Raw genomic sequence first — 22656 nt, 5'->3', positions numbered from 1 at the left:
CCGTGCCCCGTACGATCGGTCAAGGCCGCACGAGACCGGCGGAAACGGCCTCCTGGGCGCCGGAATCCGACAGAGAAGTGGTGACAACGCGTGGAATCCCACGTACTCGACGTCGACGAGCTGGACACCAGGCTCCTCCAGGCCCTGGAGACCGACGGGCGCGCGCCCTTCAGCCGTATCGCCTCGGTCCTCGGGGTCTCCGACCAGACCGTCGCGCGCCGCTACCGCAGGCTCTGCGCGCTGGGACTGCGCGTCATCGCCCTGCGCGACGGCGCACAACTCGGTGTGGACCAGTGGATGCTGCGGCTGCGCTGCGCCCCCGACAGCGCCGAGGCGATCGCGGACGCGCTCGCCAAGCGTCCCGACACCTACTGGATCGGCCTGATGTCCGGCGGCACCGAAGTGGTCTGCATGACCCGGCCCCGCACCCGCGCCGAACACGACGAGCTGCTGCTCGGCAAGCTGCCGCGCACCCCGAGGATCGTGGAGATCCGGGCGCACCAACTGCTGCACCGCTTCTTCGGGGGTCCCCAGGGCTGGCTCGGCAAGACCGGGGCGCTGACCCCCGACGAGGTGGCCGCACTCCGGCCCGCTGCGCCGTCCGAGCAGGGGCCGGCCCGGCTGCTGCCCGAGGACGAGCCGCTGATCGCCGCGCTCGAACGGGACGGCCGCGCCACCTACCCCGAGCTCCAGCGCGCCACCGGGCGCTCCGAGTCCGCGGTCAAGCGGCGCCTCTCGGCGCTGCTCGCCTGCGGAGCGCTGTACCTCGACGTGGAGTACCCGTCCGAGCTGGTCGGCCGCTCCGTCGCAGCGATCCTCTGGATCACCACCGGGCCGGCCGCGCTGGACCGGGTGGGCCGGGAGCTCGCCGCCCATCACGAGATCGCCTTCGTGGCGGCGACCGCCGGCCCCTCCAACCTGGTGGCCACGGCCGTCTGCCGGGACACGGCGGACCTGTACCGGTACCTCAGCGTCAGCCTCGGCGCGCTGGACGGGGTGCAGCACGTGGAGACGGCGCCGTTCCTGCGCCGCGTCAAGCAGCTGACCTACCGGGAACGGACGCGCTGAGCGGTCCCGGCGAGTACGGGCCGGGGCGTCGTCAGTGGTCGGCCGGCGTTCCGCCGCCGGCCCGGTGCAGCCGGTCGCCGGCCGTCAGGATCGCCCTCGCCAGGGCGTCCGCGGCCTCCTGCGCCGAGGCGCGGCGACTGCCGTGGACCAGGACGAAGTCGACCTCGCCGAGCTCCGGCAGGCCCGCCCGGTCCGGGACGCGGACAAGGCCGGGCGGGATCACGCCGAGCGAGTGGGCCATCACGCCGAGCCCCGCGCGCGCCGCCGCGATCAGGCCGTTCAGGCTGCCGCTGGTGCAGGCGATGCGCCAGGGGCGTCCCTGCCGTTCCAGAGCCTCCAGGGCGAGGGCCCGGGTGATCCCGGGCGGCGGATAGACGATCAGCGGCACCGGGCGGTCGGCGTCCAGCCGCAGCCGCTCCGCGCCGATCCACACCAGCCTGTCGTGCCAGACGGTCTCGCCGCGCGGGTCCTCGGGGCGGCACTTGGCGAGCACGAGGTCGAGCCTGCCGGCCGCGAGCTGCTCGTGCAGCGTCCCGGACAGTTCGACCGTCAGCTCCAGGTCGACCTCCGGATGGTCGTGCCGAAAGGCCTCCAGGATCTCCGGGAGGCGGGTCAGCACGAAGTCCTCCGACGCGCCGAAACGCAGGCGCCCCCGCAGTCGCGTCCCCGTGAAGAAGGCCGTGGCCTGCTCGTGCACCTCCAGGATGCGGCGCGCGAAGCCGAGCATCGCCTCGCCGTCCTCGGTGAGTTCCACGGTGTGCGTGTCACGCGTGAACAGCTGCCGGCCCGCCGACTCCTCCAGACGCCGCACATGCTGGCTCACCGTCGACTGGCGCAGCCCGAGCCGCCGGGCGGCCCGCGTGAAGCTCAGGGTCTGCGCCACCGCCAGGAACGTACGCAACTGGGACGGGTCGTACACGGACCTCAGCCTATCGAGAAACGTGATGACAGTGAGTGTGGTGTACGGGATTCCCGATCGGTCCGCCGGGGAGGAGGATGGACCGGGCACGACCTGAACCGAGAGCAAGGAAGCGATGCAGCGCCGACTCCGGGCCCCGTCCCGACCCCGCCGCCTCACCTGGCCGTCCTGGATGCCGGTGGACCCGTACATCCTCGCGCTGATGGGGACGGTGATCCTCGCGATCCTGTTCCCGGCGCGCGGAATGGCCGCCGATGTCGCGTCCGGGGCCTCGACGGCCGCGATCGCCTTCCTGTTCTTCCTGTACGGGGCGCGGCTGTCGACTCGTGAGGCCCTCGACGGACTGAGGCACTGGCGGCTGCACCTCACGGTCCTCGCCTGCACGTTCGTGGTGTTCCCGCTGCTCGGCCTCGCCGCGCGCGGCCTCGTGCCGTACGTCCTCACGCCCGCCCTCTACGGCGGCTTCCTCTTCCTGACGCTCGTGCCGTCGACCATCCAGTCGTCGATCGCGTTCACGTCGATCGCACGCGGCAACGTGCCCGCCGCGATCTGCGCGGGCTCCTTCTCCTCGCTCGCCGGGATCGTGCTGACACCGCTGCTCGCGGCGCTGCTGCTCGGCAACGGCGGCGGCGGGTTCTCCGCCGACGCGCTGGTGAAGATCGTGCTCCAGCTGCTGGTGCCGTTCCTCGCCGGGCAGCTCCTGCGCCCCTGGATCGGCCATTTCGTCGTGCGGCACAAGAAGGTGCTGGGCCTGGTGGACCGCGGCTCGATCCTGCTTGTCGTCTACACCGCGTTCAGCGAGGGCATGACGCGGGGCATCTGGCACCAGGTCACTCCGGCCCGGCTCGGGGCGCTGCTCGGCGTGGAGGCGGTGCTGCTCGCCCTGATGCTGGCGGTCACCTGGTACGGGGCACGGCGGCTCGGCTTCGGCCGCGCCGACCGTGTCGCGATCCAGTTCGCCGGCTCGAAGAAGTCACTGGCTTCCGGACTGCCCATGGCGAGCGTGCTGTTCGGCGCGCAGGCCTCACTGGCCGTGCTGCCGCTGATGCTCTTCCACCAGATGCAGCTGATGGTCTGCGCGGTCATCGCCAAGCGCCGGGCCCGCGACCCCGAACTGTTCACCTTCCCCGAGTCAGCCGCACCCGAACGAACCGCGGCCGGTACAGGGCCACGTTCGCGCTGATGTGCGCCTGGGCGACGCCCGGCGTCGGGTCCAGCCAGTTGACGTCGTAGCTGAGCACCAGCCGCCCGCCCCGACCCAGCGCCGGATGGGCCTGCGGGTTGTACGCCGCGGCGCCCGCCCCGCCATCGGGCAGCGGCGCCACGAAGCCACGGTCGGGCCCGTGCCAGGGCCCGGTCGGCGAGCACGCCCAGTACGAGGCGACGGTGCGGAGGCCCGCCGTGCCCGCCGCCATCGTGAACAGCACATACGTCCCGCCGTCACGCACCACGCCGAAGGCGCTGCCGACCCCGGTGCGGGTGCCGTCGCCGAGCACCGGGCGCGGGCGCGCCGCACGGGCCCAGCGACGCCCGTCCCAGTACCGCCAGGCACCCCGCTCGCCGAGCCTGCCGCGCCGGACGCGCGCCACGTAGGCGTGCGAGACGGGACGGCCGGTGGCCCGCGGGTCGTCACCGCCGAAGACGTACGTCCACGAGCCCGCGTCGACGGCCGTCGTGCCGAACAGCACCCGGCGCGCCGGGTCCGGCACCGACCGCTGGTCGAGGACGGTGGCGATGCCTTCGAGCCGCAGGCCGGGCAGCGACAGCGTGGCGACCTCGGTGGCGGAGGGCTCGCCGTAGATCCACGGGGCCCCGCCCGCCGTACGCGACCACAGCAGGACCCGTACGACCCGGTCGGCCGAGCCGGGGGAGCGGGGCTCCACACGCGCGGCGACCGGCCATCGCCACCGGCCGGGCGCGGGGTCGGGGAACAGCGGCGCGGGGAGCGTACGTTCCAGGGCCCCCGACCGGGACATCACGACGCCCGCGTTGCGCACCATGGGAGCAGAGGCGTCGCGCCATGCGTACGGCCGCCCCGCCGGGTCCGGCGGGGCGTGCACCTGCCCGAGGAAGCTGTCCGAGAACAGCCACAGCACCCGCCCGTCGGGCAGCCGCACCGAGTGCGTGCCGTCGCCGCCCGTCCAGTCGTCGCCGCGCACCGGGTCGTCCCCGTAGCGGGCGAACGCGGCGGTGCGGTCCGCGTCCGCCGACCAGGACGTGACGGTGCGGGCCGTGCACCCGGAACCGCCCTCCCGGTACCTGCCCGGGAGGGCGGTGAGCAGCACGGCCGCGCAGACCAGGGCGAGCAGCAGCCCCGCCCCGGCCGCGGCCCCGCGTCGTGCTCGGGCGTCGTGGGACACGCCCGGGAGGCTAGTGCCGGCCGACGGCGCGGTCCATGGCGCCGGACTCTCCCGGACGCCCCGGACGCCCAGGGCGCGGCGGTCGGGGCCTAACGGCCACCACCGATGCGGTCCATGGGCAGCCACAGGACCGTGCCGTCGTCCGGCAGTGTGTCCCCGGTGATCTCCTCGTCGTCGAGCGCCCGGTCGTAGACACGTACGTCGTCGACGGCGCCGGCGAAGTAGGCGCGGCCGTCCATGCGCTGACCGATGTGCACGCCGAACGGCGAGTTGCGGCTGACCGAACCGGGGACGTCGGCGGTGCTCACCTGCGTCCCGTCCACGAACAGGGTGAGCCGGCCCCCGCCGCGGCGCAGCGCCAGGTGGTGCCACTCGCCGTCGTTGTAGGCGCCGGTCGTGCGGACCGACGCCGAGGCCGGTGCCGCGGCGCCGTTGCGCGTGGTGATCAGCCCGGTGATGCGGTTCGACGCGGGCTCGCCGCGCAGCCACACCTGAGGTTGCGTGGTGCCTATTCCGCCCATCCAGAGCAGGGGCTGCTCACCGCTCGTCGCCGTGTACCGGAACCACAGCGACGCCGTGAAGTCCTCCGTGCCCAGCGGCAGGCTCGGACGGTACGGCAGGCGCAGTGCGGCGTCGGTGCCGTTGAACTCCAGCGCCCCGCCCGACCGTCCGTCCGTCTCGCGCACACCGCCGACCACGAGGGCGCGGTGGGCGCCCGGCGCGCGGTCCGCGGTGGTCGGGTAGGGGCCGTGAGGGGTGTTCAGCCAGTCCTCGGTGAACCGGGCGAAGCGGATCTCGTCGCGGGCGTCGACGGCGCCGCCCTCGTAGAGCAGCCCCACGGTGTCGCGGTCGATCGCGACCATGTCCGAGTAGCCGGACCAGTCGGTGGTGACGACGGTGCCCCGGTCCACGGAGTCCCAGGTGCGGCCGCCGTCCCATGAGGACCGGATCATCATGGTGCGGCGCCGGTCGGGATCGCCGGGGCAGGCCAGCAGCATGCGCGGACCGAGCCGCAGCGTGGAGCCCTGCACCTGCGGCGCGTACAGGTCGGGCACCGCCCGGAAGGGTCCGACGAAGCTGTCGCCGCCGTCACGGCTGACGTTCTGGGTGCGATGGCCGAGGTCGGTGCCGTCCTGTTCACGGCCGCTGACGAAGACCGGCCCGTCGATCCGCTCGGTCACGGTCAGCTCGGACGGCTTCTGCCGGAACGTGCCGTCGTCGGCGATCGGCCAGCTGTCCCGCGCGCCGATCCTCCAGTGGTCGCCGCCGTCGTCGCTGACCACGAGCGCGGCGTGGTTGGCGGTGACCCGGCTGCCGTTCCACGTCTCGGCGTTGACCCCGAGGACGAGCCGGCCGGTGTGGCGTCCCCGGGTGAGCTGAATGCCGTGCACGGGCCCGGTCGCGTACCACGAGTTCCAGTCCTTCGGCAGGATCTCGTCGCTCAGATCGCGCGGCTGCGACCAGCTGAGGCCGTCGTCGTCGCTGTACTGGAGATGCGGGGTGCGGTCACAGGGGATGTCGCAGTTGTGTCCGTCCGTGCGGCCCGTGTTGTACGTCTCCGCGAGGAGGATGCGGCCCGTCCTGCGGTCGACGACCGGTGCCGGGTTGCCGTGCGTGTCGCCCGCGCCCTCGTTGACCACCTGCAGCGGGCTCCAGGTGAGTCCGTCGTCCGTGGACCGTTTCACGACGATGTCTATGTCGCCGGCGTCGCTGCAGTCGCGGGTGCGGCCCTCGGCGAAGGCGAGCAGCGTCCCCGATGTCGTCCGCACCACGGCGGGGATCCTGAAGCACGCGTAGCCCGGATCCCGGGAAGCCCTGAACAGGACCTGCTGGTCGAACGAGCCTCCGGCAGCGGCGGCGTGACCGGTCGTCGGGACGAGGAGGAGGGCGGCGAGGGCGGAGAGTGCGGTCAGTGCGGCGATGAGGAAGCGCCGGGGCCGGGGGACGGACGGGGGAGCCCCGGGAATTCCGCGGGATTCCACCCTTGTGGATCTGAGCCGGGCTCGGAGACTGGACGACACGGTGCGACACGACATGGTGCGACCTGCCCTTCACTGCGTCTGGACATCTGGACATCCCACGTCCAATATGCGCATCACAGACGCTACTTGGGGGCCGCCGCGCCCCACAAGGAGCGTGCGGAGGCGAGTCCCGCGGAGGAGGACGGCGCCCCGCGGATCCTTCCCCCGCGATGCCCCTTCCCGAAACCGGCGGATCCGCCCGGGATTCCTGGGGGGCCGGGGTCGGTAGGGGGCGGCGCGGACCTCGGGAGGGGTCTCGGCACCCGCGCCGAGACCGCGCGCGCCGAGACCCCGTGCGCCGATACGGGGAGTCCGGGAACGAGACCGCAGGTCGCTAGCGGGAGTCCGGCGGCGGTCCCGCTGCTTCCGGCAAGCGGCGGGACCGGGGGAGGCGCCCCGTCTACGGCACCAGTATCACCTTGCCGAGATTGCCCCGCGTCTCGATCACCTCGTGGGCCTTCGCCGCGTCCGTCAGGGCGAACTCCCCGTGGACCACCGGCCTGAGCGCACCGGCGAAGAACAGCTCCCACAGCTCCCGCCGCCACCGCTCGTACGTCTCCGGCGCGCCCCTGGCGATCCGGGCCATCTGAAAACCGATCACCGACCTGGCCGCGACGAGCAGATCGTAGGCCTCGACGGTGCCGCCCCCGGAGCTGTACGCGACCAGGCGCCCGCCCTCGGCCAGTGCGCGGACCGCCGGGGTGAGCAGGTCGCCACCGACCGCGTCGAGGACGTAGTCCGCGGGGGCGCCCCAGTCCTCGGCGCCGTAGTGGACGACGTCGTCCGCACCGAGCCCGCGCACGAAGTCCGCCTTCTCGATGGCGGACACCGCGCCCACGACCCGTTCGGCGCCCCGGATCCGGGCCAGTTGCAGGGCCAGATGGCCCACCCCGCTCGCCGCGGCGGTCACGATCGCCGACTCGCCCGGGACCGGTCGCGCCGCCTCGAGGGCGCCCAGCGCGACCAGGCCGCTGCGGACCAGGGCCACCGCGTCGACGGCGCTCGCGCCCTCCGGCACGGGCGACGCCATCGCCTCGTTCAGCGGCGCCACATCGGCGTAACCGTGTCCGAAGCACAGGCCGGTCACCCGGTCACCCACCCGGTACCGCGTCACGCCCTCGCCGACGGCGACGACCTCCCCGGCGACCTCCCCGCCCAGCCGGATCGGCTCGGCGGCCTCCCGCACCTTGCGGACGACGGGCAGGGTCACTCCGATCGCCTCGGTCCGCACGAGCAGTTCGCCCGGCGCGGGAGCCGGCACGGGGACCTCCTCGACCAGCAGCGGGCCGCCCGAACGCTCATACCGGATGCGACGCATCCACACCTCCTGGATATGGCAGTACGAAGGGAACCCGTGGCGTCACGGACCCCCAATACGTTGGTGGTCCCAACGATACTCAGAGATTCATGGGGATGTCCAATGATTCTTCGGTACGCTGTCACCATGCCCGCCAACCCGCCTGCTCCCCGCAGCATCCGCACCCTCCCCAGCTGGCTCCTCGGCCGCGCCGCGGCACGAGGGCGCGGCCTGGTCGCCGACGCCCTCGCCCTCGAGGACATGAAGCTGTGGCACCACGTCGTGCTCGCGGCCGTCGCCGACCTCGGCCCGGTCGCGCAGGCCGAGCTGGGGCGCAGCGTCTCGCTCGACCCGAAGGACATGGTCGGGGTCCTCAACGACCTCCAGTCCGCCGGACTCGTCGTACGCACCCCCGACCCGGCCGACCGCCGCAAGAACGCGGTCACCATCACCGAGGCGGGAGAGCGTGCCGCCGCCCGCTGCGCCGAAGTGGCGCGCGCCGCCAACGACGAACTGCTGGAGCCGCTCTCGCCCGCCGAGCGGGAGCAGTTCATGGAGATGCTGGTGCGGGTCTCCGGCGTACGGGTCTCCGGCGCGTGGGGGGACGGCGGGCATGGGCCCGGCGGGCACGGGTCCGGGGTACGCGGCTGAGGGCCTGCGCGACGAGGCCGCCGGGGAGCGCGCCCGACCGTGCCGGAGTCGCCGTACGGTCGGCTGCGGGCTGCGGGCTGCGGGCTGCGGGCTGCGGGCTGCGGGCTGCGGGCTGCGGGCCGCGCTGGGGGGCCTCCGTGCGTGCCATGGGGAAGCGCCGCACGGCCGGACCCGTCGACCGTGATGGCGTCGCCGTGTGGTTCGGGAGCGGGTCAGCCCTGAGCAGCCGCCGCCCGCAGGACCACCCGGTGCTCGCCCGCGTACACGTTCATGGAGGAGCCGCGCAGGAACCCGACGAGGGTCAGTCCGGTCTCCGCCGCGAGGTCGACCGCGAGCGACGAGGGCGCGGAGACCGCCGCCAGTACGGGGATGCCCGCCATCACGGCCTTCTGTGCCAGCTCGAAGGAGGCCCGGCCGGAGACCAGGAGTACGCACCGCGACAGCGGCAGCCGTCCGTCCTGCAGGGCCCGCCCGACGAGCTTGTCCACGGCGTTGTGCCGCCCCACGTCCTCCCGGATGTCCAGCAGCTCGCCCTCCGGCGAGAACAGCGCCGCCGCGTGGAGGCCGCCGGTCCGGTCGAAGACCCGCTGGGCCGCGCGCAGCCGGTCCGGCAGGCTCGCCAGCAGCTCGGGCTCCAGCAGGAGCGGGGGAGCGACGCCGCCCGCCGTGTCGTCGACGGCCCAGCGGGCCGTGGTCCGCACCGCGTCCAGGCTGGCCTTGCCGCAGAGCCCGCACGACGAGGTCGTGTACACGTTCCGTTCGAGAGTGATGTCGGGGGCCGCGACACCGGGCGCCAGCTGCACGTCGACGACGTTGTAGGTGTTGGAGCCGTCCTCCGTGGCCCCGGCGCAGTACACGATGTTCCGCAGCTCGTCGGCCGACCCCAGGACGCCCTCGCTGACCAGGAAGCCGGCCGCGAGCGCGAAGTCGTCACCGGGGGTGCGCATGGTGATGGCGAGCGGCTTGCCGTTCAGCCTGATCTCCAGGGGTTCCTCGGCGACGAGGGTGTCCGGCCGGGTGGACACCTGTCCGTCCCTGACCCGGATCACCTTGCGTCGCTCCGTGACTCGTCCCATGTCGTCCTCGGTCCCGGTTTCTGTATGTGCGGACGGCCGAACCGGCCGTTGATGCGGAGGTTGCCGTGGGCCACCGGGTCGCGGTGACCGTCTCGGTCTCATTGTCCTGCACGCGCCGGGCCGGACGCCCGTGCCCGTGCTCCGGTTCCCGGCTCGCGCGCCGGCTCCCGCACCCGTGCTCCCGACTCCGTCGCGGGGGCCCGGATCCCCGCCTCAGTGACCCGGGGCCGGCCCGGGCTCCGATGTGCCGCACGGCGCCCACCGAGCCTCTGCCGCCAGCATGGCCACCAGCACCACCACCAGCGCGAGCAGCTCGGCGAGCGCGGCGAGGTGGACGCCCAGCAGCGCGGCCGCCGGCGCCGCCGGGACCGCTGCCGCCCGGTAGCCCACCGGGGACAGGCCGAGCACCGCGCGGAAGGCCACGTCCCCGGCCAGGAACAGTGCGACCCCTCCGGCGAGGGCGAGTGCCGGGCCCGTGTGGAGATGGTCGCCGAGGTGCCCGAGCGACTTCTTCACACCCGCGGCGAGGAAGGCGATGCCGAGGAGCATCGGCAGGAAGGCGTAGTAGTAGGCGTTCATCGCGAGCCGCCAGCGCCCGTCCGGCGGCGTACGCCGGAACACCGCCTCGGCGCCGCCCTCGTCGCGTACGAAATACGTCCACCAGAGCGCTCCGGCGAGGGCAAGTGCCAGGAAGGAGCCGCCGAACAGGCTCGCCGTGAGCGGCAGTTCACCCACGCCGATGCCGATGGCGATGACCGACTCTCCGAACGCGATGATCAGCAGCAGGCCGTGGCGTTCCACGAAGTGGGCCGGGTCGAGACTGCCCAACCGAGTGCGCACCTCGGCGCTCGTACGCCGGCCGCCGACCCCCGGCCGGCGCGACAACGGGAGCCGCGCTCCGAGTCCGGGGCCGTGCTGCGCCAGGAACGGCGTGACGAACTGCAGGACCAGCGCCAGCAGCCACAGTCCGTCCGCGGTCAGCCCGTGGAAGAGACCGGCCGCGGTCACTGCCAACGCGGCCAGCGAGTTGGGCACCGCGTACCAGATCACTCCGGTGCCGTGGCTGCGTGTGTACAGCGCGCTGTGCACCAGCACCACCAGCAGAAAGCCCAGGCCGAAGGCCACTCCGCCGTCCGTGAAGGCGCGCGGGATCGTCAGCGCGCACACCAGGAACCCGGCCATGCCCAGCATCAGCAGCAACCGTCGGGACGGCCGGTCGGGCGGCACCTGGTTGGTGAGATACGCGTAGGCCCCGTACATCCAGAACAGCACGGTGAAGATGAGCACCACGCGGCCCGCCGTCGCGAACGACAGGTCGCCGGTGAGCAGCACCGTCAGCTGGGTGACGGTGAAGACGAAGACCAGGTCGAAGAACAGCTCCAGCGTGGAAACGCGCCGTTCGGCCTGTTCCGCCTCCTGCCCGACGCCCGCGTCCCCGGAGGCCCTCACGCCCCCGGAGACCTTCACGTCCTCGGCGGGCCCGAGGTCCCCGGTATCGCTGCCTTCCCCGGCCTCCCTCGCCTCGTCCGGCCGAGCCGCTGCCTGTTGCTCCGTCATGCCCTGATCCCCCGACGTGTGAACGGATGTCGCCGGCGCCACAACAGCAGGCCACGGCCCGGCTGTCCACTCCACTCCGCCCGGGGCGCACCCCTCGGACCCGCTTCCGCGATGACCCGGAGAAGACGTGACGTCACTCATAGTTGATGTGAGCGCGCTGTCGCAGACGGGGCGGTCTCACTACGGTCCTCCCTACGTACCGGTAGGCGCCCCTCACACCCACAGGGGTGGTCGCCCTCTGCGCGCAACGGGGTACCCGCCCCGGATGTACGCAGGGCAAGTCGCCCCTTACGCGGAGGACCGCAGAACCCGTACGGGCCATACCCCCCGCCCCCGACTGTGCACCGAGAGCGGAGACATCCGATGGCACCCACCCTCACCCCCGAGCCCCCGACCCCCAAGTCCTACGTGCTGAAGTCCGGAACGGCTTGGTCCGACGCCTGGCGGCGCTGCCTCACCGTCGCGCCCGAGGCCTTCCGCGACGACCGCGTCCTCAATCTGTGGAACGCCACCTGGCAGGCGGACGGCCGGGCACTGCCCGCCACCAGTCCCGTCGACGCCGGCCCCATCGCCGGCCCGCCCCGCCTGGACGGGCAGACGGCACAGAGCGCCGTACGCGCCGCGCTCGACCAGCACCGAGCCTGGCGGCACGTCCCCCTGGCCGAACGGCGCGCCCGCGTCGCCGCCACCCTCGACGCCCTCACCGAACACCGTGAACTGCTGGCGCTCCTTCTCGCCTGGGAGATCGGCAAGCCCTGGCGGCTCGCCCAGGCGGACGTGGACCGCGCCATCGACGGCGTGCACTGGTACGTCGACGGCATCGGGGAGATGCTGGGCGACCGTGTGCCGCTGGACGGACCCGTGTCGAACATCGCGAGCTGGAACTACCCGATGAGCGTGCTCGTGCACGCCATGCTGGTGCAGGCACTGGCAGGGAACGCGGTCATCGCCAAGACGCCGACCGACGGCGGTGTCTCCTGCCTCAGCCTGGCCTGCGCGCTCGCCGCACGTGAAGGGATTCCCATCACCCTCGTCAGCGGCAGCGGCTCCGAACTCTCCGAGGCGCTCGTCCGCGCACCCGAGATCGGCTGTGTGTCGTTCGTCGGCGGCCGCGACACCGGAGCCCGCATCGCCACCGCCGTGGCCGACCTCGGCAAGCGGCACATCCTCGAACAGGAGGGGCTCAACACCTGGGGGATCTGGAACCACACCGACTGGGCGGGCCTGGCCGCGGTCATCCCCAAGCTCTTCGACTACGGCAAGCAGCGCTGCACCGCGTACCCGCGCTTCGTCGTCCAGCGCAGCCTGTTCGACGAGTTCCTCGCCGCCTACCTCCCCGCCGTGCGCACGGTGCGCGTCGGCCACCCGTTCGCGGTCGAGCACCCCGACGACCCCTGCCCCGAACTCGACTTCGGCCCCCTGATCAACGCGGCCAAGGCGAAGGAACTCACCGACCAGGTCGCCGAGGCCGTGGAACGGGGCGCGGTGCCCCTGCACCGAGGCTCACTGGCCGACGCACGCTTCCTGCCCGGCCAGGACACATCGGCCTACGCCCACCCGGTCACCCTCCTGAGCCCGCCCCCGTCCTCCCCGCTGCACCACGCCGAGCCATTCGGCCCGGTCGACACGATCGTCCTCGTCGACACCGAGGCCGAGCTGCTCGCCGCCATGAACGCGTCCAACGGTGCCCTCGTCGCCACCCTCTCCACGGACGACCCAGCCACCTACGCCCGCCTCGCCCCGCAGATCCGCGCCTTCAAGGTCGGCCACGGCAAGCCGCGCTCCCGCGGCGACCGCGAAGAGCTCTTCGGCGGCTTCGGCGGATCCTGGCGGGGCGCCTTCGTCGGCGGCGACCTCCTTGTACGGGCGGTCACCCAGGGCCCGGACGGCGAACGGCTCCCGGGCAACTTCCCCGACTACCACCTGATGCCCTGACCGACCCCCGGCCCGGCTGCACCGTCGCCGCTCGCGCGGCCCCGGGAGAGCGCAGCCCACCCCCCTCCCGGGGCCGGCACCCCCTGTACCCGTCCCGCCCAGCCCCACCCGCCACCACAGCCCCGGCCGAGTGACGGATCCATCGCTCTCGGTGAAGCCGCGCCAGGCGCGACCCGCCCCGGCCCCATGCCTCCAATGCCCGGCGAATACGCAGGTGAAAGGCACTCCGAAACCTTGGTATTGTTGTCCATGTCGCCGCGGGGCAAGCGCCCCGACCGGCGACAGACACCTAGTCCGGGTGGCGGAATGGCAGACGCGCTAGCTTGAGGTGCTAGTGCCCTTTATCGGGCGTGGGGGTTCAAGTCCCCCCTCGGACACTCACCGTAGTGATACGGATGCGAGGGCCTCGACCTTACGGTCGCGGTCCTCGTTGTGTTTTCGTGCCGGCGTCGGTCCCGAGGGGCTTGCCTCTGCGGAGCTCGCCGAGCGGTCGGCTGCCATGGCGCGCAGCTACAGGCCGGCGCCCTTGAGGTAGCGGCAGCGCCCGCGTCGCCCTCGGGCTGTGGCGAACAGGGGTGCACCGGTGGGGGTATCGCCCAGGCGAGCCCACAGGCCGCCAGTAATCGGTCCTCGCGGTCTGTCGCCGAGTCGAGCCCACCCGAGGCGGCTTCACCTTGGCTGAACGCGACACCGACCCCGGGCCGGCCCACCCTCTTGTGGCGTCACCGTGGCGTCACATGGCGCCGGGTGATGCCATCCGGTGCCACTCGGCGCCATTTCGCGCCTCCAAAAGCGCGTGAGCACGCGCGGTGCCACGATGGCACAGGTCGCCCCCTGCGCCTTTTCCCAGGTCAGGGCGGTTTCGCCCACGCCAGGCCCCCGTGGTGTGCCACCCGGGCTTGCGTGTGGCGCCATGATGGTGCCATGATGGCGTTATGGACCTCACGCCGTATGTCGACACTCTGCGCCGCGAACTCGCGGTGGCCGCCGAAGCCGGTGGGGAAGATGCCCGCGAGCTGGCCGAGCGGCTCACCGCTCCTCTGGAGTCGGCGACCCGTCTGACCATGCTCAATGTGCTCTCCGCCGCGATGGACGAGATCACCCGCGAGCTCGCCCCCGGCTCGGTCGACGTACGGCTGCGCGGGCTGGACCCCGACTTCGTGGTGACGCCGCCGCCCGCCGGCGGCGGTCCCGCGGAAGCGGCCGTTGCGCCCGTCGAACCGCCCAAGGCGCAGGCGCCCGCCGACGGTGACGAGGGCGGCACCGCACGCGTCAATCTGCGTCTGCCGGCCCACCTCAAGGCGCGCGCCGAGGAGGCCGCGAGCCGCGAGGGCCTGTCGGTCAACGCGTGGCTGGTGCGGGCCGTGTCGGCCGCGGTCGACGGCGGCACGCGGCCGCGTACGACGGAGAAGACCCGCACCATCGGACAGAGCTTCACGGGCTGGGTGCGCTAGCCGCGCCCGCCCCGCACCACTTCACACACACCACGTCCCACCAGTGGGGACGACCCAACGGCTCATGAGGACGGTACAGCCATGCCTTCTTTCGACACTCCCGAACCGATTGCGACCACCGCCCATGTGTACGCAGGTTCCATCCGGTTCACCGCGGGCGACCGCCTCGACACGGTCGTCGAGGTGCGGCCCCGCGACCCGAAGCGGGACCAGGACGTGCGGTCGGCCGACCAGACCGAGGTCACGTACGCGAGCGGCGTCCTGACCATCAGGACGCCCAAGCAGCGCTATCTCGTGGGGCGCACCGGCACCGTCGACGTGACGGTCGAACTGCCCACGGGCTCGCACGTCGACGTGAACGGCTCCTGGGCCCAGGTGCTCGGAGAGGGCCGGCTCGGGGAGGTTCGTGTGAAGACCTCGTCCGGTGACGTCCGCCTCGACACGACCGGGCCGCTCCAGCTGACCGCCTCCCACGGCTCGATCACCGTCGACCGGGTCGAGGGCATGGCCGAGATCACCACCAGCTCCGGCAGCCTGCGCGTCGGCACCGTCGACGGCCCCGCCGTCCTGAAGAACTCGCACGGCACCACGACCGTCGGCACCGCGACGGGCGACCTGCGGGTGAGCGGCGCCAACGGCGACATCGACATCGCGTGCGCCGAGAGCTCGGTCGTCGCCACCACCGCCCACGGCACCCTGCGCGTCGCCGAAGTCGCTCGCGGCACCGTCCAGTTGGAGACCGCCCACGGCGCCATCGAGGTCGGTATCCGCGAGGGCACCGCCGCCTGGCTCGACGTCAGCTCCGGCCTCGGGCAGGTGCGCAACACGCTCGCCGCCTCCGAGACCCCGGAGAAGACCGAGGACACCGTCGAGGTCCGCGCCCGGACCCGCTACGGCAACATCGACGTGCGCCGCGCCCGGGCCTGACCACCGGCCCCACCGTCTCGCCCCCTCACCAGTCACTTCACCCTTTCGATTCGAACGGGAGAGCTCCATGCCCTCTTCTGTCATGCCCACGCCCAGGAAGGGTGACGGTCCGCAGTCGCCCACCGCCGTATCCACCCTCGGCCTGCGCAAGTCGTACGGCGACAAGACCGTGCTCGACGGCATCGATCTGCACATCCCGGCCGGTTCCGTGTTCGCGCTGCTCGGGCCCAACGGTGCCGGCAAGACCACCACCGTGCAGATCCTGTCCACGCTCATCGCCGCCGACGGCGGGCAGGCCCAGGTCGCGGGCCACGATGTCGCCACGTCACCGGACGGGGTCCGCGCCGCGATCGGCGTCACCGGGCAGTTCGCCGCGCTCGACGACCTGCTCACCGCCGAGGAGAACCTGCTCCTCATGGCCGACCTGCTGCGCCTCGGCAAGCGTGAAGGCCGCTCCCGCACCCGGGAGTTGCTCCAGCGGTTCGACATCGCGGACGTCGCGCACAAGCGGGCCGCGACCTTCTCCGGTGGTATGCGGCGCCGACTCGACATCGCCATGACGCTGGTGGGCGACCCCCAGGTGATCTTCCTGGACGAGCCGACGACCGGGCTCGATCCGCGCAGCCGCCGCACCATGTGGGACACGGTGCGCTCGCTGGTCGCGGGCGGCACCACCGTCTTCCTCACCACCCAGTACCTGGAGGAGGCCGACCAGTTGGCCGACCGGATCGCCGTGCTCGACGGCGGCCGGATCGTCGCCCAGGGCACGGCCGACGAACTCAAGGCGCAGATTCCCGGCAGCCACGTACGGCTGCGGTTCACCGACTCCGCCGAGTACGAGCGCGCGGCAGCCGCTTTTCCCGGCGCTGCCCGGGACGACGAGAACCTCGCCCTGCGCGTGGCGGGTGACGGCGGCCTCGACGCGCTGCGCGCCGTGCTCGACCGGCTCGACGCCGCCGGCGTCCGGGCCGCCGACTTCTCCGTGCACACCCCCGACCTCGACGACGTGTTCCTCGCACTGACCGGCCACGGCACCGCCGAAGCCGGCACCCGCACCCCGCTTCACGTCAAGGAGACCCTTCGATGAGCACCCTCACCTACGCCGTGCACGACTCGATGACGATGCTGCGGCGCAACCTGAAGCACGCGATCCGCTATCCGGCCGTGGGGTTCGGCAGCGCCATGATGCCGATCCTGATGCTGCTGCTGTTCGTGTACGCCTTCGGGGACTCGATCGGTGCCGGAATCGGCGGCAGCCGGGACGCGTACGTGAACTACCTCACCCCCGGCATCATCGTCATGGGGGTGGCCGCCGGCTCGATGTCGACCTCGATCGCGGTCTGCTCCGACATGACCGAGGGCATCATCAACCGTTTCCGCACCATGAACATCACGCGTTCGTCGTTCATGACCGGTCATGTCATCGGCAGCGTCATCCAGACGATGGTGTGCATGGTCCTGGTCGTGGGCGTCGCCCTCGCGGTCGGGTTCCGGTCGGACGCGAGCCCGCTCGAGTGGCTTGCCGCCGCCGGCCTCCTCGCGGCCATCGCGTTCGCGGTGACCTGGCTGTCGGTGGCCCTCGGTCTGATCTCCAAGACCGTGGAGTCCGCGAGCAACAAGCCGTTGCTGATCCAGTTCCTGCCGTTCCTCGGCTCCGCGTTCGTGCCGGCCGGCTCGATGTCGCCGGGCCTGCGCTGGTTCGCCGAGAACCAACCGTTCACGCCGATGACCGAGACGCTGCGCGGCCTGCTCTCCGGCTCGGAGATCGGCAACAACGGCTGGATCTCGCTCGCCTGGTGCGCCGGTATCGCCCTGGTCGGCTACATCTGGTCGCGCTCGCTGTTCAACAGCACCACCAAGCGCTGACAGCCCGTCCTTCCACCTCGGTTGATCCCGTACGCACACCGGGGTGGATGGCTCGATGCACGCAGGGCCCTCTGCTCGCGGTGTTCCGGCAGAGGGCCCTGCGTCTTGCCCGGATCCGGCCGGCGGTGAGCGGTCGCCGCGCGGTCGAGCAGCTCCAGAAGGCTGTCAGCGGCCGACTGTGGTGCGGAGGGTCGCGGCGCATCTCTGATGCCACCGTCTCTCTTCGGCCAAGCGCCGCGCACCGTCGGTCAGTGAGCCCCGGGGCCGAGTTCCCGCAGGACGGACTGCCCCGCCGCACGATGCTCGGCGGCCCCGGCCGGATCCGTCCCGGCGAGCACGATCGCGATACCTTCGTGGGCCAGCGCTTCCTCGTACCGGTTTCCCAGCCCCGCGGCCAGCTCCAGCGCCTGCCGGTGCAGTCGCAGGGCCTCCTCGGGGAGGCCGGCGAGCCGGCAGGTCTCGGCGTAGCCGTTGAGGAAATGGATTTTCCAGTGTTCCTCGAAGAGCTCGTCGAGCAGCGCGAACGCCTCCCGGTGGCCGGCCAGCGCCTCCTCGTACCGGCCCATCTGCCGCAGTGCGACGCCCAGGCAGTTGAGACACCACGCCTGGTTGTGAAGGTGTCCGTCGTCGCGGGCCACAGCCAGCGCCTGATGCAGGTGCTCCGTCGCCTCGTCGGGTTCCTCACGGGCGATGGCCACGCCGAGCGTGATCCGGGCCGTCAGGGTGGGCGGCCATGCGGGGTCGGTGTGCGGGATGCCCAGCACCTCCCGGGCCCGCCGCGCCGCCGCCTCACGATGTCCCAGCTGCAGCATCGTCCAGGCCTCCGACGCGGCCGCGTGGGCCGCGCCCGCCGGGCAGCCGGCCTTCTCGTACAGCTTCCCCGCCAGCCGGAACAGCTCGAGCGGCTCCTCGACGTGCCCCGCGTCCCAGCTCAGATAGCCGCGGCGCAGAGCCAGCTCGGCTTCCGTCCGGGTGTCCCCCGTTTGGGACACCCGGTGCCCGGCCGCCTCGTACGCGGCGGCGGCATCCGCCATCCGGCCCGCGTTGTAACGCGCGAACCCCAGATCGCTGTGCGCCTCGGCCAGTTGCAGCGGATCGCCAAGGCGCTCGGCGGCGGCTAGGGACCGCTCGAAGAGGACGTTCAGGTGCGTCGTGCCGCAACGCCGCGCGAAGTAGGCCCGCAGGAAGCGCGGCAGCTCGCACACGTGCGCGTCGGCCCCCAGCGCGGCCGCCGTCTCGAAGGCGGCCATCAGGTTTCCGTACTCCGTGACGAGCCAGCCGAGGGCCGCGTTCTTGTCCCCGAATCGCGGCAGTTCTGCCGGTGGCCGGCCCGCGGAGGCCGCCCGGCCCTGCGTCAGGAACGGCATCGCGGCGTCGGCCGCGGCCGCCGCGTGCACGTAGTAGTCGAGCACCCGGCCCAATGCCCGCTCCCGCTCGGCCGCCGAGTCCTGTTCCGCCGCGGCCCGGCGAGCATGCTGGTGCACCAGGTCGTGCAGCCGGTAGCGGCCCGCCGTCGGCTGCTGGACCAGGTGCGCGTCGAGCAGGTCCTCCAGCATCGTCTGCGCGCTGCGCAGCGGCACATCCGCCAGCGCCGCCACCACGTACTCGTCGAACGACGCCCCGGGCAGCAGCCCCAGCATCCGGAACAGACGGGCCTGGGACCGGTTGAGCTGCCGGACCGACATGGCGAACGCGGTGTCGAACTCGCTCGCGCCCTGAGCCAGCCGCTCGACGAGGATGCCCACGGTCCAGCCCGGCCGGTGCCGCAGGCGTGCCGCGGCCAGCCGTAGGGCCAGCGGCAGATGGCCGCACAGCCGCAGCACCTCGGCGGCGGACTCCGGATCGCCGGCCAGCCTGCCGTCGGGGCCGCCGAGGTCGCCGCTGGCACGGGCCAGCAGCTCGGCGCTCTCCTGCGGGCTCAGCACGTCGAGGGAGACCGGGGGCACCTCGTCCAGGCCGATGAGCCGGTTGCGGCTCGTGATCAGGGCAACGGATTCACCGGCGCCGGGCAGGAGGGGGCGGACCTGTTCGGTGTCGGCGGCGTTGTCGAGGACCACGACGACCCGTCGACGGGCCAGTTCCGACCGCCAACAGGCGGCCAGTTGCTCGATCCCTTCCTGCGGCACCCTCTCCGACGGGACGTCGAGCGCTGCGAGCAGCATCCGCAGCGCCGCGTCGGGGTCGAGCGGGGGCCGCCCCTCGGTGAACCCGTGCAGGTCCACATAGAGCTGCGCATCCGGGAAGTCGGCGGCGAGCCGGTGCGCGGCGTGCACCGCAAGACAGGTCTTGCCGACGCCCGCCATGCCGTCGACGGAGACCGCCCGATGGCTGTCGATCGCGGCGAACACGGCGGCGAGCCGCTCCTCGCGCCCGGTGAAGTCGGGCACGTCGCGCGGCAGATCGTTGCGGGGCAGCGGCTGGACCTGGCGGCTGCTCTTCGGAGGCGCCGGCAGAGGGTTCGAGGTCCGTTCCCACAAAGGCCGCAGGGGGCGGGGATCGCGCTTGACGAGACGGCAGAGGGCGACGACGGCGGGCCAGGGCGGCACGGTCTGCCCGTTGAGATAGCGCGACAGCGAGGAAGAGCTCAGGCCGGTGTCCCGGGCGAGGGCCCGTACACCGAGTCCGGAGAGTTCCTGCAGCAGGCGCAGCCGGGCCGCCAGCTCGTGTTGCGGGTCGTCCTTCGCCGTCCGTTCCTGCACGTCCACCGTCCCCCCGTTGCGCGGCCGCCGTCCCCCGGCCTTCCCGTCCCGTTCCGACAGAAGTCTCCCGAGCCAAGTCGACGCTGGTCAAGGCACTTTCAGCTGTCCCACGGTGTCCCATCGCCATGGCCGTGGCACGCCGACCGGGCTGTTATGGAGTCACGCCCCGACGGAACGGGGCACCGGCCCGGAAGAGGAGATGACCGACATGCAGTCCCGTATGCAGAACCCCGCCGTCGTACTGTCCGACGCGATGCAGCCCATCCAGGCGCTCATCAAGGCGGCACACTCCGGCGGCGTGGACCGGCAGACGCTGGAGCTGGTGCATCTGCGGGTGAGCCAGATCAACGGCTGCAGTGCCTGTGTCGACGGCGGCGCCAAGACGGCCCGGAAGGCAGGGGCGAGCGACGAACAGCTGGCCACGGTCGCCGCCTGGAGGGAGACCCCGTACTTCACCGAGGAGCAGCGGGCGGCCCTCGCGCTGGCCGAGGCCGCGACGCGGCTGGCCGACCGTCCCGACCCGGTGAGCGACGAAGTCTGGGACACGGCCGCCACGTACTTCGACGAGAAGCAGCTGGCCGCGATCGTCCTGATGATCGGCGTCACCAATCTGTTCAACCGGCTCAACGCCACGACCCGCCAGATCGCCGGCGCGTGGGGATGACGCGACCGGCCTGGGCCGGCGGGCACGGATCCGCCGGCCGGGGTCGCTGCTCGGGGTCGTCGGCCGCTGCCGTCTGCCGGGCCCGTCGGCCAGGGCCGGCTCCTCGGCTCCGTGCCGCGGGACAACCCCGTGTCCCCGAGCTTTCGGAGAAGCCGTCGCCGCGGCGCGTCTCCAGCATGAGGATGTATCCGTTCAAGACGTATACCGGGAGGAAATCCGCCATGAAGCCCGCACAGAAGTCCGCCAAGGGCACCACCGTGACCGACGGGACGTCCGAGGGATTCACGGACGAGGAGCGAGCCGCGATGAAGGAGCGCGCCCGGGAACTGAAGCCGTCCGCGCGCCGCGGATCGCGCGCCGACAAGGCCGCGGAGGACGAGGCCGCGGTGCTCGCGAAGATCGCCGAGATGCAGGAATCGGACCGGACCATGGCCGAACGGCTCCACGCCGTCGTCAAGGCCAGTGCGCCGGACCTCGCACCGAAGCTCTGGTACGGGATGCCCGCCTACGCCAAGGACGGCAAGGTCGTCTGCTTCTTCCAGAGCGCGCAGAAGTTCAAGTCGAGGTACGCCACGCTCGGCTTCAGCGACCAGGCGAACCTCGACGAAGGCGCGATGTGGCCGACTTCCTATGCGCTGAAGGAACTGACCGCCGCCGACGAGGCGAGGATCGGCACGCTCGTGCGGAACGCGGTGCACTGAGGTCCCCTCACAGGAGGCCGACCGCGGGGTCAGCCGTGGCCGGACGGGGCGGCGCACAGGGCGTGGTCGATGAGTGCACCGGTCGCCCTGTTGAGTGTCGGGAGGTCGGCCGGGGCGGACGTCGTGGTGATCGAGACCGTCACGGCTCGCCGGCCGTCGGCGGTGACGGCCGGGCGGGTGTAGACGCCGAGCCCGTCGCCCTCATGCGTGTAGTAGGAGCCGCCGCAGGACAGCAGGATCTTCCGGAGGCCGAGGCCGTATGTTCCCTTGGGCTGTTCCTCGACGTCCTCCGGATCGTCCGTGCGCGGCACGGTCCGGCGCATCTGGCGCCACTGCTCGGCCGGCAGCAGCCTGCCCTCCGCCAGCGCGCGGAAGAAGGTGTTCAGATCCGCGGTGGTGCTGACGACGCCGGAGTCGGCGGTGTGCTGGAGGCTGTGGTCGGTCATGTCCACGCGAGAACCGGCAGGGGCCCTCAGGTACACCCTGGCGTGCGGCCCGGTGAGGAACGGGTCGAGTCCGGGGACGTCGGTGTCGCGCAGGCCCAGCTTCGCGATCACCTGGTGTTCCACGAGTTCGCGCCAGCCGAGCCCGCTCGCCCTCTCGGCGATCATCTGGGCGAGAAGGTAGTTGGTGTTGGAGTAGGCCCAGCGAACGGGGCCGCCGGCGGCGGGCACGAACAGCGGCCGGTGCTTCATGGCGATGGCAACGAGGTCGGCGGCCGGGGTGGCGTCGTAGCGGATCTCGTCGAAGTGCCGGGTCAGCTTCTCCTGGAGGTCGGGGTCGTCGGTGTAGTCGAAGACGCCGCTGGTCTGACGGAGCAGGTCCCGTACGGTGATGCGCCCGCCGTCGTTTCCGTTGCCCGTGACCACGCCCGGAAGCCAGTGCTCCACCGTGTCGTCCAACGACAGCTTTTTCTCGGCGGCCAGTTGGAGGACGACGGTCGCGGTGAAGGTCTTGGTCGTGCTGGCGACCCGGAACCGGGAGTTCCAGGGCACCGGATCCTCGGAGCCGGCCGCCGCGGTGCCGATGCGCGCCTGGACGACCTGCCCGTCGGCGGAGTCGACCCGGGCCAGGACGTTGACGTCCCCGCCGCCTGCCTTCCGTACGGCGGCGAGGTCGCTGTGCAGGTCGGCCGTGGTGTAACCCCCGCCCGGGGTGTGCCGGGCAGCGGCGGCCGACGCTCCGGCGATGCCGGGGACGGTCACCGCGCCCGCGGTGGCACCCGCCAGCACGGCAGCCACCGCGACACGGCGGACCCTCCATGTATTCCTGCTGGTGGTGTTGGTCGGCACTGTCACTCGGTCCTCCCCCTCGGTGCTGTTGACCTCTTCAGTCAACCCGGCACCGGCGTGCCGGACGATGGGACCAGCCCCCGTATCCGTATTACGGCTGACCCCATGGCCCCATGTTCCCCGCCTGCCTTACCCGTCCCGCCCACCGGGGAGGCTGCGGTTCTTCGCA

At 72.4% G+C, this 22656-nt stretch carries 18 protein-coding genes and 1 tRNA gene; 11 read left to right on the top strand and 8 right to left on the bottom strand.

The genetic code is table 11. The features are described 5' to 3' along the window. Positions 1-90: 90 nt before the first annotated feature. Positions 91-1068 carry an Lrp/AsnC family transcriptional regulator gene (locus ACWCP6_RS13915; protein ID WP_450932632.1) on the top strand — a complete coding sequence of 326 codons (978 nt, stop codon included), beginning with the start codon at positions 91-93 and terminating at the stop codon, positions 1066-1068. Between the two features lie 31 nt (positions 1069-1099). Here the strand turns inward: ACWCP6_RS13915 and ACWCP6_RS13910 are convergent, their stop codons facing one another. Continuing rightward, positions 1100-1987 (bottom strand): LysR substrate-binding domain-containing protein, encoded by an 888-nt coding sequence (locus tag ACWCP6_RS13910; RefSeq protein WP_450932631.1) that lies wholly within the window; start codon positions 1985-1987, stop codon positions 1100-1102. Positions 1988-2102: 115 nt separating this feature from the next. Between ACWCP6_RS13910 and ACWCP6_RS13905 the strand changes: the two genes are divergently transcribed. Next, positions 2103-3170 (top strand): bile acid:sodium symporter family protein, encoded by a 1068-nt coding sequence (locus ACWCP6_RS13905; protein ID WP_450932630.1) that lies wholly within the window; start codon positions 2103-2105, stop codon positions 3168-3170. On the opposite strand, the gene ACWCP6_RS13900 is transcribed toward ACWCP6_RS13905, so the two are convergent. The 3 genes from ACWCP6_RS13900 to ACWCP6_RS13890 form a co-directional block, all read right to left on the bottom strand. Beyond that, positions 3106-4347: a hypothetical protein gene (locus tag ACWCP6_RS13900; protein ID WP_450932629.1), complete on the bottom strand. Its 1242-nt coding sequence runs from the start codon at positions 4345-4347 to the stop codon at positions 3106-3108. The two genes, ACWCP6_RS13905 and ACWCP6_RS13900, sit on opposite strands and share 65 nt — an antisense overlap. A gap of 89 nt (positions 4348-4436) precedes the next feature. Continuing rightward, a complete protein-coding gene (locus tag ACWCP6_RS13895; protein WP_450932628.1) occupies positions 4437-6368 on the bottom strand; it encodes a LamG-like jellyroll fold domain-containing protein in 1932 nt (643 codons plus the stop codon). Positions 6369-6768: 400 nt separating this feature from the next. Next, entirely contained in the window at positions 6769-7686 is a 918-nt protein-coding gene (locus ACWCP6_RS13890; protein ID WP_450932627.1) for a quinone oxidoreductase family protein, read from the bottom strand. Between the two features lie 126 nt (positions 7687-7812). On the opposite strand from ACWCP6_RS13890, the gene ACWCP6_RS13885 reads away from it, so the two are divergent. Next, positions 7813-8316, top strand: coding sequence for a MarR family winged helix-turn-helix transcriptional regulator (locus tag ACWCP6_RS13885; RefSeq protein WP_450932626.1), 504 nt, complete (start codon positions 7813-7815; stop codon positions 8314-8316). A gap of 212 nt (positions 8317-8528) precedes the next feature. Here the strand turns inward: ACWCP6_RS13885 and fdhD are convergent, their stop codons facing one another. Then, the gene (gene fdhD / locus ACWCP6_RS13880) at positions 8529-9392 is read right to left on the bottom strand and encodes a formate dehydrogenase accessory sulfurtransferase FdhD (protein ID WP_450932625.1); all 864 of its coding nucleotides are present in this window, start codon (positions 9390-9392) and stop codon (positions 8529-8531) included. Between the two features lie 213 nt (positions 9393-9605). Continuing rightward, positions 9606-10949 carry a low temperature requirement protein A gene (locus tag ACWCP6_RS13875; protein WP_450932624.1) on the bottom strand — a complete coding sequence of 448 codons (1344 nt, stop codon included), beginning with the start codon at positions 10947-10949 and terminating at the stop codon, positions 9606-9608. A gap of 363 nt (positions 10950-11312) precedes the next feature. On the opposite strand from ACWCP6_RS13875, the gene ACWCP6_RS13870 reads away from it, so the two are divergent. From ACWCP6_RS13870 to ACWCP6_RS13845, 6 genes are all read left to right on the top strand, one after another. Next, positions 11313-12884 carry an aldehyde dehydrogenase family protein gene (locus tag ACWCP6_RS13870; RefSeq protein ID WP_450932623.1) on the top strand — a complete coding sequence of 524 codons (1572 nt, stop codon included), beginning with the start codon at positions 11313-11315 and terminating at the stop codon, positions 12882-12884. Positions 12885-13176: 292 nt separating this feature from the next. Further along, positions 13177-13261: transfer RNA gene (locus tag ACWCP6_RS13865), tRNA-Leu, on the top strand. A 558-nt stretch (positions 13262-13819) separates the two neighbouring features. Then, positions 13820-14338, top strand: coding sequence for a toxin-antitoxin system HicB family antitoxin (locus ACWCP6_RS13860; RefSeq protein WP_450932622.1), 519 nt, complete (start codon positions 13820-13822; stop codon positions 14336-14338). Between the two features lie 81 nt (positions 14339-14419). Then, a complete protein-coding gene (locus tag ACWCP6_RS13855) occupies positions 14420-15265 on the top strand; it encodes a DUF4097 family beta strand repeat-containing protein (RefSeq protein WP_450932621.1) in 846 nt (281 codons plus the stop codon). Positions 15266-15347: 82 nt separating this feature from the next. Then, the gene (locus ACWCP6_RS13850; RefSeq protein ID WP_450932818.1) at positions 15348-16352 is read left to right on the top strand and encodes an ATP-binding cassette domain-containing protein; all 1005 of its coding nucleotides are present in this window, start codon (positions 15348-15350) and stop codon (positions 16350-16352) included. Beyond that, positions 16349-17131 carry an ABC transporter permease gene (locus ACWCP6_RS13845; protein ID WP_450932620.1) on the top strand — a complete coding sequence of 261 codons (783 nt, stop codon included), beginning with the start codon at positions 16349-16351 and terminating at the stop codon, positions 17129-17131. The genes ACWCP6_RS13850 and ACWCP6_RS13845 overlap by 4 nt, the downstream gene beginning before the upstream one ends. A 248-nt stretch (positions 17132-17379) precedes the next feature. Here the strand turns inward: ACWCP6_RS13845 and ACWCP6_RS13840 are convergent, their stop codons facing one another. Next, on the bottom strand, positions 17380-19836 hold the full coding sequence (locus ACWCP6_RS13840; RefSeq protein ID WP_450932619.1) for a helix-turn-helix domain-containing protein: 2457 nt from the start codon (positions 19834-19836) through the stop codon (positions 17380-17382). Positions 19837-20038: 202 nt separating this feature from the next. On the opposite strand from ACWCP6_RS13840, the gene ACWCP6_RS13835 reads away from it, so the two are divergent. Both ACWCP6_RS13835 and ACWCP6_RS13830 read left to right on the top strand, forming a co-directional pair. Beyond that, entirely contained in the window at positions 20039-20494 is a 456-nt protein-coding gene (locus tag ACWCP6_RS13835; RefSeq protein ID WP_450932817.1) for a carboxymuconolactone decarboxylase family protein, read from the top strand. A gap of 221 nt (positions 20495-20715) precedes the next feature. Next, entirely contained in the window at positions 20716-21195 is a 480-nt protein-coding gene (locus ACWCP6_RS13830; protein ID WP_450932618.1) for an iron chaperone, read from the top strand. A 29-nt stretch (positions 21196-21224) separates the two neighbouring features. On the opposite strand, the gene ACWCP6_RS13825 is transcribed toward ACWCP6_RS13830, so the two are convergent. Then, complete coding sequence (locus tag ACWCP6_RS13825; protein WP_450932617.1) at positions 21225-22493, bottom strand: serine hydrolase domain-containing protein; 1269 nt, start codon at positions 22491-22493, stop codon at positions 21225-21227. Positions 22494-22656 lie beyond the last annotated feature (163 nt).

The sequence above is a fragment of the Streptomyces sp. NPDC002004 genome, from assembly GCF_053593975.1.
Note: the sequence above shows the minus strand (reverse complement) of the source record. Positions and strands in the feature narration are given on the sequence as shown.